This is a genomic window from Photobacterium proteolyticum, from assembly GCF_001939735.1.
Lineage (GTDB): Bacteria > Pseudomonadota > Gammaproteobacteria > Enterobacterales > Vibrionaceae > Photobacterium > Photobacterium proteolyticum.
On sequence record NZ_MJIL01000043.1, the window covers coordinates 45,040 to 58,859 of the forward strand.

Consider the following 13,820-nt stretch of genomic DNA (forward strand, 5'->3'; position numbering starts at 1 on the left):
CTCATCAATTAATCCTTTGCCGTCAAGATTACTAGATGACGCTCGCCTTCTAGCTCAGGGACTTGCAAAGATTTGACCTCAGTCACAGAACACCACTCCGGTAGCTCTACGACCTCTTGTTGATTAAATTGCCCTTTCAGCGCCATAAAGCACCCTTCGCTGTGCGGCAGGTGGTGGCACCAGGACACCATATCATTCATCGACGCAAATGCACGGCTCAATACTGCATCAAAGCCCGCTTCCGGCTGAAATTCCTCAACCCGGCTCTGCACCGGCGTCACATTCTCGATGCCCAGCTCATGGATCACCTGGCGAATAAAGCGAATTCGCTTGCCCAGGCTATCGAGCAGGGTAAAGTCCTTGTCCGGATTCATAATCGCCAGCGGGATCCCCGGCAAGCCCGGTCCCGTACCGACATCGATAAAGCGCTCACCGTCAAGGTGAGTGCTTACCACAATACTATCCATAATATGTTTCACCAACATATCCTGGGGATCGCGAACAGAGGTCAGATTATACGCTTTGTTCCACTTGTGCAGCAGGGCAACATAACCGACCAGTTGCTCCACTTGCTGATCTGTGACCTCAAGGTCAGTTTGCGCGATCAATTGCGCCAAACGTTGTTTCACCGGTGACTCCTATTCGCCTTTCTTAAGCATGCCTTGTTTTTTCAGGTAAACCAACAGCAGGGAAATTGCCGCTGGTGTAACGCCCGAGATCCGTGACGCCTGGCCGATGGTTTCCGGCTTGGCATCATTAAGTTTTGCAATGACCTCGTTAGACAGGCCCTTCACCACGCTGTAATCCAGCTCAAACGGTAGCTTGGTGTTTTCATGGCGCAGGGATTTTTCGACCTCGTCTTTCTGGCGATCGATATAACCCTGGTATTTCACCTGGATTTCAACTTGCTCGCTCGCCTGTGCATCATCATGAGCCGGAGCAAAAGCCTCGATGGCCGTCAGCTGCTCATAAGTCACCTCAGGACGGCGCAGAAGATCCTCACCGCTGGCCTCGCGGGCGATCGGTGTCTTGAGGATCTTGTTCAGCGCCTCGGCATGATCCGATGCCGGGTTGATCCAAATATCTTTCAGACGCTGGCGCTCCTGCGCCATGTTCTCGATCTTCTGGTTGAAACGAGCCCAGCGCTCGTCGTCGACCAGACCAAACTCACGGCCAATTTCGGTCAAACGCAAGTCGGCATTGTCTTCGCGCAGCAGCAGACGGTATTCGGCACGGGACGTAAACATCCGGTACGGCTCTTTGGTACCCATGGTCGAGAGATCGTCGATCAGAACGCCCATATAGGCCTGATCACGACGCGGGCTCCAACCTTCTTTGTCCTGTGCCAGCAGTGCGGCATTCATACCGGCCAGCAAGCCCTGCGCGGCAGCTTCTTCATAGCCTGTTGTACCGTTGATTTGTCCGGCAAAGAACAGGCCCTGGATAAACTTGGTTTCAAATGTCTGTTTCAAATCACGCGGATCGAAGAAATCATACTCAATCGCATAACCCGGGCGGACAATCGCCGCATTCTCGAAGCCCTTCATCGAACGGACGATTTGCATCTGGACATCAAACGGCAGGCTGGTCGAGATACCGTTCGGGTACAGCTCGTGTGTTGTCAGGCCTTCAGGCTCGATAAATATCTGGTGGCTGTTCTTGTCGGCAAACCGCATCACCTTGTCTTCAATCGACGGGCAGTAACGCGGGCCGATACCTTCAATCACACCGGAATACATCGGGCTGCGATCGAGGTTATTGCGGATCACCTCATGAGTCTGCTCGTTAGTATGGGTGATGTAGCACGGGATCTGGCGCGGATGATCCGATGCCTTGCCCATGAACGAGAACAGCGGCGTCGGGTTGTCACCGTGCTGGGCCTGTAGCTGGCTAAAATCAACGGTGCGGGCATCAATCCGTGGTGGTGTACCGGTTTTCAGGCGGTCAACACGGAACGGTAGTTCACGCAGGCGAGATGCCAGGGCGATCGACGGTGGATCCCCGGCACGGCCACCGCTGTAGTTTTCCAGCCCGATGTGGATCTTGCCGCCAAGGAAAGTGCCGACAGTCAGCACGACCGCCTTGCCGCGGAATTTCAGTCCCATTTCGGTGATCACACCGACAACACGATCGTTTTCAACGATCAGGTCATCCACGGACTGCTGGAACAACATCAGGTTCGGCTGGTTTTCCAGTTTTTCACGTACGGCAGCCTTGTACAGGGCACGGTCTGCCTGGGCACGCGTCGCTCGTACTGCCGGTCCTTTGGAGGAGTTCAGGGTTCTGAACTGGATCCCGCCCTTGTCAATTGCCTGAGCCATCAGGCCGCCGAGGGCATCAACTTCTTTAACCAGGTGTCCTTTCCCGATCCCGCCAATGGCTGGGTTGCAAGACATCTGTCCCAGCGTATCGATGTTATGCGTCAAAAGTAAGGTTTTTTGTCCCATTCGGGCTGCTGCCAACGCGGCCTCAGTGCCGGCATGGCCGCCACCAACCACGATGACATCAAAATTTTCCTGGTAAAACATGAAACTACCTCAGGTATTCGAAATTGCCAGTACGTATCTGCGAGCAAAGGTGGATCATTCTATCCTTTTTCCGAGGAAGAGAGAATCTTTAGTGAAGATCATTTGATCAAGAAGAAAGGCTTCTTTAAATATATATAAGATCTTTTAAAGAGATCTTCTGTTAGATCTATTATATAGATCCCCCGATCATGTGGATAACCGAGAAATGATCCTAATGATCATGATGTTAGGGAGGATCATTTGCTGTGGAGCAGCTTGGATCTCTACAAGGATTAGCTGGGATCAAAATAGCCACTTATCAACAGCCCGGTGAGGGGTATAAACTTATTCAATGGATAACTATGGGTTGATCACCGTTTAGATCTATAGTTATCCACAGAAAAAAGTTTAAAAAAGGCGAAAATATTGAGTAATTATCGCCGGAATTTTATTCACAGAGGGTGTTTTTCCAGGTTTCCAGCCACAGTTCGGCAGGATCTTCAGGGACGGGATCCTGGGAAACATCGATATCTAGCCGCTCTCCGAGACGGGTTGCCCCAAGCGATGCGAGCTGTTGATCGAGATTTTTGGCCGCGGCGCAGAAAGTGTCATAGCTGCTGTCGCCAAGCCCGACGATCCCATACTGCAATGTCGACAAATCGGGTTTCTGGCTGGTGAGCTGCTCGATAAACGGCTGGATGTTGTCCGGATACTCACCGGCACCATGGGTCGAGCAGACGAGTAGCCAGATATGGTCGGTGGAAAGCTGTTCGAGGTCGGCTTGATTGATGATTTCTGTGCTGTGGCCGTGTTGTTCCAGCAATTCGCTGAGGTGGTCGGCAACATATTCAGCACCGCCGAGGGTACTGCCGGTGATCAAGGTGATATAGCGCATGGTCTCTCTGTCCGTTTAGATATTCACAACAAATCTATACACAGCATTGTACTGCTTCAGAACAGGGAGGAAAGCATGATCTTACTGGAGAGGGGATCTTTATAGAAGGGTTATGCACAGCCTGTCCCGGGGATCCGGAACAGGCTACGGGTGTGATTGCTTTGTGGGATCTGCTATTTACCGATACAGAACGAGGTAAAGATCCGGCCGAGAAGATCGTCAGAGGTGAATTCGCCGGTGATCTCACTCAGGTGCTGCTGGGCGAGGCGCAGCTCCTCGGCCAGTATTTCTCCGGCCATGAAGCCTTCCAGCTGGTCTTTGCCGGTCTCAAGGTGTTCTGCCGCGCGTTCCAGGGCCTCCAGGTGGCGACGCCGGGCCATGAAGCCGCCTTCGGTGGTACCGGCATAGCCCATACATTCCTTCAGGTGCTCGCGCAGGCTGTCGACCCCGGCGCCGGTACGTGCTGAAAGGCGGATCAGGGTCGGGTTGTTGACATGGCAGATCCCGGCTTCTTCGTTGGTCAGCTCGACTTTGTTGCGGATAACCGTCAGGCCCATGCTGTCTGGCAGACGTTCGATGAAGTCCGGCCAAATTTCTTTGGGATCGGTGGCATCGGTGGTGGTACCGTCAACCATGAACAGCACGCGGTCGGCCTGCTGGATCTCCTCCCACGCACGCTCGATTCCGATACGCTCGACTTCGTCGGTTGCTTCGCGCAAGCCGGCGGTATCAATGATATGCAGTGGCATGCCATCAATATGGATATGCTCGCGCAGTACGTCACGGGTGGTGCCGGCGATATCGGTGACAATGGCTGAATCCTTGCCGGACAGGGCATTGAGCAGGCTGGACTTGCCGGCGTTAGGGCGACCGGCGATAACCACCTTCATCCCTTCGCGCATGATCGCTCCCTGATTGGCTTCGCGGCGCACGGCATCGAGGCGTTCGATGATACCGTTGAGATCGCCGCTGACCTTGCCGTCAGACAGGAAGTCGATTTCTTCTTCCGGAAAGTCGATAGCGGCCTCGACATAGATCCTCAGGTGGATGAGGGCCTCCACCAGCTCGTTGACACGGCCCGAGAAGGCGCCCTGGAGCGACTGGAAGGCACTTTTGGCGGCTTCCTCCGAGCTGGCGTCAATCAGGTCGGCAATCGCCTCTGCCTGTGCCAGGTCGAGCTTGTCGTTCATAAAAGCCCGTTCGGAAAATTCCCCCGGACGGGCCGGGCGGATGCCGTCAATTTTCAGGATACGCTTGATCATCATATCCATCAGTACCGGGCCGCCGTGGCCCTGTAGCTCCAGCACATCCTCACCGGTAAAGGAGTTCGGTCCCTTGAAGAATAAAGCGATGCCCTGATCCAGTGCGTTACCGTCTTCGTTTTTGAACGGTAGGTATTCGGCATAACGGGTTTTGAGTTCACGGCCGGCTACCGCGAGTGCGACCTCGTTGGCTTTTGGGCCCGAGACGCGAATAATGCCGACGCCGCCACGGCCCGGAGGGGTAGCTTGCGCAACAATGGTATCAGTATGTTCGATCATAATTTTGGCTTTGCTTTGTAAATTCGCTGCAATTGTAAACAGAGTCGGTGGGAAAACCTAGTAATAGCTTAGATGGTTGGCTGCGAGGCAGGTTTGCTTCGCTGCGACACCGTGGCATAACGTAAAAAGGCGGCCATTGGCCGCCTTTGGGGAGTTCATGGGGTTACATTACTTCGAATGCAGCCCTTTCTTCTCGAGTGAACGGTAGATCAGCGTTTGCTGGATCAGGGTCACGACGTTAGATACCAGCCAGTAAAGGACCAGACCTGACGGGAAGAACAGGAAGAAGAAGGTAAACATCACCGGCATGAAGGTCATGATCTTCTGCTGCATCGGATCGGTCACCGTCGTCGGGCTCATTTTCTGGATCATGAACATCGACACACCCATCAGGATCGGCAGGATGTAGTACGGGTCCTGTGCTGACAGGTCGTGAATCCAGCCAAAGAAAGGAGAATGACGCAGTTCGACAGATTCCATCAGTGACCAGTACAGGGCAATGAAGATAGGCATCTGTAGCAAGATTGGCAGACAGCCACCCAGCGGGTTCACTTTCTCTTTCTTGTACAGTTCCATCATTTCCTGGCTCATACGCTGGCGATCGTCGCCCAGACGCTCGCGCATTGCCTGCAGTTTAGGCTGCAGCATACGCATTTTGGCCATCGAGGTGTATTGAGCCTTGGTCAGCGGGTACATTGCACCACGGACAATAAAGGTCAGCATCATGATCGCCACACCCCAGTTCACAACGATGCCCTGGATGAACGACAATAGCATGTGAAGCGGGCTGGCGATAAACCATAGCCAGCCGTAGTCGACGGTCAGGTTCAGGTTAGGCGCGGTGGCTTCCATCTGATCCTGCAGTTTAGGACCGACCCACAGGGTGGCAGTTAGTGTCTGCTCGCTACCTGCAGGAACCGTGGTGGCAGGCATACGCACACCGATGTAACCCTGGCCGTTGCCGGTACGGGTGTACAGGTTGGTGGCTTCGTCGGTACGCGGGATCCACGCCGAGACGAAGTAGTGCTGCATCATTGCCGCCCAGCCCTGGTTGGCGATAGTCAGGTTCAGGTTCTTGTCCTGCATATCTTCAAAGCTGTACTTCTTGTATTTGGTATCGTCAGCCGAGTAAGCACCACCGCGGTAGGTCGGCATGGTCAGGCTGCCGCCGTCATCCATCAGGTTCTGCTTCAGCTGGGCATACATCTGAACGCTTGCCGGTGCTGCTGACTGGTTGTTGATGCTGTATTCAACATCAACGGCGTAGCTGCCGCGCTTAAGTACGAAAGTCTTAGTGTACTGGATGCCGTCTTTTTCATACGTCATTGGTACGCGCAGCTCATCCTGGCCGTCGGCAAGGGTAAAGCTGTCGGCATCAACCACTAGCTGGGCACGGCCGGCGGTGGTATCGATACCGTTGGCACCGATAAGGCCTGACTGTGCTGTATAGCTGTGGCCCTGCTCGTTTTTCAGAAGAACAAACGGGTCTTCTGAATTGAGTTCGTTGTCGTAAGCCAGCAATTGGGCTTCGATCACATCGCCACCAAGCGTATCGACAGTAAGCGCCAGTACATCTGTATTGATGGTGATTAGATTGTCGGATGTGCTTTGTTCAGTGATCGGCTGGCCGTCAGCTGAATGTGAAGGAACATCACCACTTGTGTTGACTTGTTGCGCTACACCCTGTCCTTGTGGTTGAGGGGCGTTGTCCATGTTCCACTGCTGATACAGCAGGAACGAGACGAACAGTAGGGCAATTAACAGAATATTGCGTTGGGAATCCATCGTTACTTATCTCTGTCGTTATGCTTGGTTGGCGGAACGGGGTCATAACCACCGTCGGTTAAAGGATGACATCTTAATAGACGTTTCGCTGCGAACCAACAACCTTTTATCGCTCCATGCGCTTTTATTGCTTCAATTGCGTATTGGGAACATGTTGGGGTATAGCGACAGCGTGGTCCAATAAGCGGACTTATTGCCAGTTGGTAAAAGCGGACTAGTCCAACGACTAGCCACGCGAAGGGCGAGACAGGCGATGCCATAGTTTATCTAGCAATTTAAAGAGCTCTTCGTTGCTCAGCTCACTGGCGCTTTTCCTGGCGATAACGACAAAATCTTTGGCTGGCAGATCGGCTTGCTTGAGGCGGAAGCTTTCACGCACGATGCGCTTGAACTTATTTCTGCCAACAGCAGTTTTGATCTGTTTTTTGGGAACAGCCAAGCCGAGACGGGGATGATTAAGGTCGTTGTTACGGGCAAGAATAGTTAAGTGGGGAGAGCCAGCACGGTGAGCTTGCTGGAAGACTTTTTTATAATGTTCGGGAGTTAACAAACGTAACTCCCGAGCGAAAGCGAGCTTATTCAAAATAATCAAAGATTACTTAGAAAGACGCTTACGGCCTTTAGCGCGACGTGCGTTGATTACAGCGCGACCGTTCTTAGTAGCCATGCGTGCACGGAAACCGTGGCTACGCTTGCGCTTTAGAACTGAAGGTTGAAAAGTGCGTTTCATGGTTTTACCTTAAATTAACTGATCAGTTTTTAAGTTTGTTACTGAGTTTCCGACTGCGAACAACCGGTACCTCTAAACAAAGAGGCGGAATTGTAATCACTGACCTCTAAATAGTCAATAATTATACCCGTTGTTAGCAACGGGCGCTGAATTATACTTCTTGTGTCGCTGAGTGCAAGGATCCTTCGCGGATCCCAACCTTATTCAGGAACTTTTGTAGCCGAGGATCCTGCGGGTTGGTGAAGATCTGCTCTGGCGGTCCTTGCTCGACGAATTCACCGTCGGCCATAAAGATCACCCTATCAGCGACTTCGCGGGCAAATTGCATCTCGTGAGTGACCACCAGCATGGTCTGGTGGCGGGTCGCCAGTTTCTGCATCAAGGTCAGTACTTCGCCGACCCATTCCGGGTCCAGCGCCGATGTCGGCTCGTCAAACAGCAGCAAATCGGCCTCCAGGGCCATAGCTCGACCGATACCGACCCGTTGCTGCTGGCCGCCGGACAGGGCGGCGGGATAGTGCTCTCCCTTGTCACCGAGGCCAATATCATCAAGGATTTGCTGCGCGCGCTGAAAGGCGTCGTCTTTTTTCCAGCCTTTTACCGTGATCAACCCTTCGGCGATGTTCTGCTTCGCCGTCAGGTGCGCAAACAAGGCATAGTTCTGAAACACAAACCCGGTTTTGCGGCGCAGGGCGATGATGTCGCTCTTGGCGGCCTGCTGGCTGTCAATGGTGACATCCCCGATAGTAATGTGGCCGCGGTTGGCTGTTTCAAGGAAGTTGATACAGCGTAGCAGGGTGGACTTCCCCGTACCCGAGGGACCGATAACCACGACGATTTCGCCTTTCTCTATGGTCAGGTCAATGCCGGAAAAGATGGTGGCGTCGCCAAAGCGCTTGGCGAGATTGTTTAGCTTGATCATCGTGTGTATGCCTTGTTGAGTTTTGCTTCTGCCCAGTTCTGGATCCGGGTCAGTACCAGTACCATCCCCCAGTAAATGAGGGCAACGGCCAGAAAAGCCTCGAAGAACTTGAAGCTCGAGGAGGCTTCCATCTGGGCCTTGGCCATAATTTCCGCCACACCCAGTGTAAAGGCCAGTGACGTTGATTTGATCATGTCGATGAAGTAGTTCATTAGCGAGGGTAGGGCGACCCGGGTTGCCTGCGGCAGAATGATCCGTCTCATGGCCTGCAGGCCGGTCATCCCGATCGACAGGCTTGCCTCCATCTGGCTGCGGTCAATCCCGATGATGGCAGCACGGATACTTTCCGCCTTGTACGCGGCAAAATGCAGGCTAAGGCCGATGACCGCGGCGCTGAAGGCGTCGAGGCCGACAAAAACTGGAAACACCTGCGGTAGGCCGTAGTAGAGCAAAAAAAGCTGAACCAGCAGCGGGGTACCGCGAAAGAAGCTGATGTAGAGCTGGCTGAGCTGATCCAGTACCGGCAGCTTGTATACTCTGACCAGCGCCAGCGTCACAGCAATGACCAAGGCAAAAAGCAAACCCCAGACAGCCATATTCAATGTCGTACCCAGGTACTTCAGGAGAATAGGCAGCAGCGATAACATGTAGTCAAAATCAAAGCCCATGTGGATAAGAGTTCCGTTATTGAGGGATGAATAAGCGACAAAGACCCACCTTGCGGTGAGCCTTTAAGTATATGGATATTTAGAGGGAAACGCCGTCAGCGATATTACTGGGTGATATCGGCATCAAACCATTTCACTGAAATTTCTGCCAGGGTACCGTCTTCTCGCATGCTCTTGAGGGCCTTGTTCACTTCACCACGTAGCTTTTCGCCTTTTTCGCCCTTGATGAACGGCCAGGCATTCTCGATACGCTCGAACGGTTCGCCGGCCAGCTGCAGCGGCAGGTTGGCTTTTTTGATCAGCTCGACGGATGACAGGCGGTCCATTACAAAGGCATCGGTACGGCCGAGGGCAACATCGTGCTCGATGCCGGTATCGTAAGTTTTGATATTGATCTTGCCGTCTTTGTCCAGCTCGCGCAGCAGCTGCTCGTAGTTAGAGCCCAGGTTGACCCCGACGGTCTTGCCGTTGAGATCATCGGTACTCTTGATGCTGTCATTTCCCTTGCGGACGACCAGCTGGGCACCATCGACCACATACGGATCGGCAAACAGATACTTGGCCTTGCGCTCGTCGGTCATGGTGATTTGGTTGGAGATAGTATCGATACGGCCGGTTTCCAGCAGACCGAACAGACCCGAGAAGCTGGCGGTCACAAATTCGACGTTATAGTCATTGCGTTTACCAATTTCGTTCCACAGGTCGACTTCAAAGCCCTGAAGCTGATCTTGTTTTACAAAGGTAAACGGGAAGTAGCGTCCTGACATGCCGACTTTCACGTCTGTGGCGGCCATGGCAGCCTGGCTTGCTGTCAAAGTCAGTGCGACAGCTGTGAATGTTGTTTTTATCCAGCTTTTCATCCTGTTTACTCCTCAGATGGCTGTGATGATGCTCTGTTTTTCACATCCTATATGCTGATATCTGCTTTTTTTAAATAACTTGGAGTTATTTCAAATAACCAATTGTTCGTAGGTAGCGGTTACATGCTGTTAATAGCTTTGTGGGTAAGGGCTGGTAAAATTGTGCTGATCTTAGGTTTTATTGTGCGATCTATGTGAATAAGTCTGATCTTATTCACCGGATCTGCGATCTCTTTGCTGGCGATCCTGAGCCAGCAGGTATAAAATTGCATCCCTTTTCGTGTTTTGTTATTCAGTGTGGAGTCGAGCTTGTCATCTTCGCTTTGGTTGCAGTGCCTTCAACGCCTTCAGGAAGAACTCCCTGCAACAGAATTCAGTATGTGGGTTCGACCGCTTCAGGCCGAGTTGAACGATAATACGCTGACCTTGTTTGCGCCTAACCGTTTTGTGCTTGATTGGGTACGGGATAAGTACCTCAACAATATTAACCGGCTGCTGAATGAATTTTGCGGCAACGATGTACCGATCCTGCGATTTGAGGTCGGTAGCCGCCCGGTTACCGCGCCGCCGCCACAGCCTGCGGTCTCGGTGCCGGTTGTCGAGCCGGCAGCCCCGCAGATGGTGGACGATACGCCTCCGCGTACCTGGGAGCCAGCACCGTCACCGGTCCAGCCCGAGTCTCAGTCCGGCTACCGGTCGAATGTGAACCCCAAGCATAACTTCAACAACTTTGTTGAGGGTAAATCAAACCAGCTGGGACTGGCCGCCTGCCGCCAGGTGGCGGATAACCCGGGTGCCGCCTATAACCCGCTGTTTTTATATGGCGGAACCGGTCTGGGTAAAACGCACCTTTTACATGCGGTTGGCAATGCCATTGCGGATCGCAAGCCCAATGCCCGGGTTGTCTATATGCATTCCGAGCGCTTTGTCCAGGATATGGTCAAGGCCCTGCAGAACAATGCGATTGAAGAGTTCAAGCGCTATTACCGTAGCGTCGATGCCCTGTTGATCGATGATATTCAGTTCTTTGCCAACAAAGAGCGATCGCAGGAAGAGTTTTTCCACACCTTTAATGCCCTGCTTGAAGGCAACCAGCAGATCATCCTGACCTCTGACCGCTATCCGCGCGAAATCAACGGTGTAGAGGATCGTCTGAAATCCCGCTTTGGCTGGGGACTGACAGTAGCGATTGAGCCGCCGGAGCTGGAAACGCGAGTGGCCATTTTGATGAAAAAGGCCGAAGACCACCATATCCGCCTGGCCGACGAAGTGGCTTTCTTTATTGCCAAGCGCCTGCGCTCCAATGTCCGTGAGCTGGAGGGGGCTCTGAACCGGGTGATAGCCAACGCCAACTTTACCGGCCGTGCCATTACCATTGACTTTGTCCGTGAGGCACTGCGCGATTTGCTGGCGCTGCAGGAAAAACTGGTAACGATCGATAATATCCAGAAGACCGTGGCCGAATACTATAAAATAAAGATGGCTGATATGCTGTCCAAACGCCGTTCCCGCTCCGTTGCCCGTCCGCGCCAGATGGCGATGGCACTGGCCAAGGAGCTGACCAACCACAGCCTGCCGGAAATCGGCGATGCCTTTGGTGGTCGCGACCATACAACGGTGCTCCATGCCTGCCGCAAAATTGAGCAGTTGCGTGAAGAAAGCCACGATATAAAAGAAGATTATTCAAACCTAATTAGAACATTGTCGTCTTGATATGAAATTTACCGTCGAACGCGAACATTTATTAAAGCCGCTGCAGCAGGTGTCTGGTGCACTTGGCGGCCGTCCTTCATTACCGATCCTGGGCAATATTCTGCTTCAGGTCGAAGAAGGCTGCCTGTCGATGACAGGCACTGATTTGGAAGTCGAGCTGGTTGCCAAGCTGGCACTGGACGCTGATTTTGAGCCTGGGGCGGTAACTGTCCCGTCGCGTAAGTTTCTCGACATTTGTCGCGGCCTGCCTGATAGCGCCAATATCGTTGTAGCCCTGGAAGGCGACCGGGTGATCATTCGCTCCGGCCGCAGCCGTTATTCCCTGTCGACGCTGCCTGCCGCGGATTTCCCGAATATTGATGACTGGCAGAGCGAGGTTGAGCTGACGCTACCGCAAGGGCGGATGCGCCAGCTGATCGACAGCACCCAGTTCTCGATGGCGCATCAGGATGTTCGTTATTACCTTAACGGCATGCTGTTTGAAACCGAGGGCAAGAACTTGCGTTCGGTCGCGACCGATGGCCACCGTATGGCGGTATGTGCCATTGAACTGGATCAGGAGCTGCCGTCCAAGCAGATCATTGTGCCGCGCAAAGGGGTACTGGAGCTGGTACGTTTGCTGGATACGCCGGATGCCATGGTAGATATCCAGATTGGCAACTCGAACCTGCGTGCGGTGGTGAATAACTTTGTCTTTACCTCCAAGCTGGTCGACGGACGTTTTCCTGACTATCGTCGCGTCATGCCGCAAAACAGTACCAAGTTTGTCGAGGCGAGCTGTGACGAGCTGAAAAAAGCGTTCTCCCGTGCGGCTATCTTGTCGAACGAAAAATTCCGCGGGGTTCGCGTTAACCTGTCCAACGGCGAGATGCGTATTACCGCCAATAACCCTGAGCAGGAAGAAGCCGAAGAGTTCCTTGATGTCGATTATCAGGGCGAGGATCTGGAGATCGGCTTCAACGTCAGCTATGTACTCGACGTGCTTAATACCCTTAAGTGCGAGCAGGTGCGTTGGTCGCTGACCGATGCCAACGCCAGTGCGCTGGTTGAAGACAGCGCCAGTGACGAAGCCATGTATGTCGTGATGCCAATCAGACTCTAGGGCATGGCACTTACTCGTCTTATTGTAAAAGACTTCCGCAATATTGAAGCTTGCGACTTATCCTTGTCGGCAAGCTTTAATTTTCTGGTCGGTGCCAACGGCAGTGGCAAAACTAGTGTGCTAGAAGCGTTACATTACCTCGGACATGGTCGCTCGTTTCGCAGCCACCTGACGGGGAGGGTGATCCGCCATGAACAGCAGGAGCTGTTTGTCCATGGCCGACTGCAAACCGATGGCGAGCTGGAGCTTCCGCTCGGGATCAATAAAAAGCGCGACGGCACTACCGAGGTCAAGATCGGTGGTGAAGGTGGACAGAAACTGGCGCAACTGGCGCAGGTGCTGCCGCTGCAGTTGATCACGCCGGAAGGGTTCGAATTGCTGATTGGTGGCCCCAAATACCGCCGCTCATTTATCGACTGGGGCGTTTTTCATGTCGAGCCCCAGTTTTATCATGCCTGGAGCCGGGTCAAGCGATTGACCAAGCAGCGCAATGCGCTGCTAAAGACAGCCCGCAGCTATCGCGAGCTGAGCTACTGGGATCAGGAACTGGCGGTACTGGCTGAAGAGATCAGCGAGTGGCGCAGCCAGTATCTTGAGGCAGTGAAGCGAAAGGCCGCAGAGATCTGTCAGGGCTTTTTGCCCGAATTTGATATCCAGCTGGGGTATTACCGCGGCTGGGAAAAAGACACCCCGTATGCTGAGCTGCTAACACGCAATTTTGAGCGTGATTGCCAGCTGGGCTATACCGCAAGCGGGCCGCACAAGGCTGACTTGCGGATCAAAGTTGCCGGTACTCCCGTCGAGGATGTTCTGTCTCGCGGGCAGCTGAAGCTGATGGTATGTGCCTTGCGCCTGGCGCAGGGGCTGCACCTCACAGAAGCAACCGGTAAGCAGTGTATATATTTAATTGATGATTTTGCTTCCGAGCTGGATAGCCATAGGCGTGCGCTTCTTGCGCAACGGTTAAAGGAAACCAACGCCCAGGTTTTCATTAGTGCAATTAGTCGCGACCAAATTGCGGAAATGCATGATGAAAATGGCAAGATGTTTCATGTGGAACACGGTAAAATAACCGCAGGATAATTTAAGCGAGAGTA

At 53.1% G+C, this 13,820-nt stretch carries 14 protein-coding genes; 3 read left to right on the plus strand and 11 right to left on the minus strand.

All coding sequences use genetic code 11. The features are described from left to right. Positions 1-8: 8 nt before the first annotated feature. The 11 genes from rsmG to BIT28_RS02310 all read right to left on the minus strand — a co-directional run bounded on the left by rsmG (position 9) and on the right by BIT28_RS02310 (position 9,908). The gene (rsmG, locus tag BIT28_RS02260; RefSeq protein ID WP_075762019.1) at positions 9-629 is read right to left on the minus strand and encodes a 16S rRNA (guanine(527)-N(7))-methyltransferase RsmG; all 621 of its coding nucleotides are present in this window, start codon (positions 627-629) and stop codon (positions 9-11) included. Between the two features lie 9 nt (positions 630-638). Beyond that, complete coding sequence (mnmG, locus tag BIT28_RS02265; RefSeq protein WP_075762020.1) at positions 639-2,528, minus strand: tRNA uridine-5-carboxymethylaminomethyl(34) synthesis enzyme MnmG; 1,890 nt, start codon at positions 2,526-2,528, stop codon at positions 639-641. Positions 2,529-2,955: 427 nt separating this feature from the next. After that, positions 2,956-3,402, minus strand: coding sequence for an FMN-binding protein MioC (mioC, locus tag BIT28_RS02270; RefSeq protein ID WP_075762021.1), 447 nt, complete (start codon positions 3,400-3,402; stop codon positions 2,956-2,958). Between the two features lie 173 nt (positions 3,403-3,575). Further along, on the minus strand, positions 3,576-4,943 hold the full coding sequence (mnmE, locus tag BIT28_RS02275; protein WP_075762022.1) for a tRNA uridine-5-carboxymethylaminomethyl(34) synthesis GTPase MnmE: 1,368 nt from the start codon (positions 4,941-4,943) through the stop codon (positions 3,576-3,578). A 168-nt stretch (positions 4,944-5,111) separates the two neighbouring features. Beyond that, entirely contained in the window at positions 5,112-6,728 is a 1,617-nt protein-coding gene (gene yidC / locus BIT28_RS02280) for a membrane protein insertase YidC (RefSeq protein WP_075762023.1), read from the minus strand. Between the two features lie 2 nt (positions 6,729-6,730). Next, positions 6,731-6,988: a membrane protein insertion efficiency factor YidD gene (gene yidD, locus BIT28_RS02285; RefSeq protein ID WP_075762024.1), complete on the minus strand. Its 258-nt coding sequence runs from the start codon at positions 6,986-6,988 to the stop codon at positions 6,731-6,733. Then, a complete protein-coding gene (gene rnpA, locus BIT28_RS02290) occupies positions 6,955-7,311 on the minus strand; it encodes a ribonuclease P protein component (RefSeq protein WP_075762051.1) in 357 nt (118 codons plus the stop codon). Before rnpA ends, yidD begins: the two co-directional genes overlap by 34 nt. 12 nt (positions 7,312-7,323) lie before the next feature. Next, positions 7,324-7,458 (minus strand): 50S ribosomal protein L34, encoded by a 135-nt coding sequence (rpmH, locus tag BIT28_RS02295; protein ID WP_075762025.1) that lies wholly within the window; start codon positions 7,456-7,458, stop codon positions 7,324-7,326. Positions 7,459-7,609: 151 nt separating this feature from the next. Continuing rightward, positions 7,610-8,380: an amino acid ABC transporter ATP-binding protein gene (locus tag BIT28_RS02300; protein WP_075762026.1), complete on the minus strand. Its 771-nt coding sequence runs from the start codon at positions 8,378-8,380 to the stop codon at positions 7,610-7,612. Continuing rightward, positions 8,377-9,048 (minus strand): amino acid ABC transporter permease, encoded by a 672-nt coding sequence (locus tag BIT28_RS02305; RefSeq protein WP_075762027.1) that lies wholly within the window; start codon positions 9,046-9,048, stop codon positions 8,377-8,379. The genes BIT28_RS02300 and BIT28_RS02305 overlap by 4 nt, the downstream gene beginning before the upstream one ends. Positions 9,049-9,152: 104 nt before the next feature. Next, complete coding sequence (locus BIT28_RS02310; protein WP_075762028.1) at positions 9,153-9,908, minus strand: amino acid ABC transporter substrate-binding protein; 756 nt, start codon at positions 9,906-9,908, stop codon at positions 9,153-9,155. A gap of 309 nt (positions 9,909-10,217) precedes the next feature. On the opposite strand from BIT28_RS02310, the gene dnaA reads away from it, so the two are divergent. The 3 genes from dnaA to recF are packed head-to-tail and all read left to right on the plus strand — an operon-like array spanning position 10,218 to position 13,806. Next, positions 10,218-11,621 (plus strand): chromosomal replication initiator protein DnaA, encoded by a 1,404-nt coding sequence (dnaA, locus tag BIT28_RS02315; RefSeq protein ID WP_075762029.1) that lies wholly within the window; start codon positions 10,218-10,220, stop codon positions 11,619-11,621. Position 11,622: 1 nt separating this feature from the next. Then, a complete protein-coding gene (gene dnaN, locus BIT28_RS02320) occupies positions 11,623-12,723 on the plus strand; it encodes a DNA polymerase III subunit beta (protein WP_075762030.1) in 1,101 nt (366 codons plus the stop codon). A 3-nt stretch (positions 12,724-12,726) separates the two neighbouring features. Next, entirely contained in the window at positions 12,727-13,806 is a 1,080-nt protein-coding gene (recF, locus tag BIT28_RS02325) for a DNA replication/repair protein RecF (protein WP_075762031.1), read from the plus strand. Positions 13,807-13,820 lie beyond the last annotated feature (14 nt).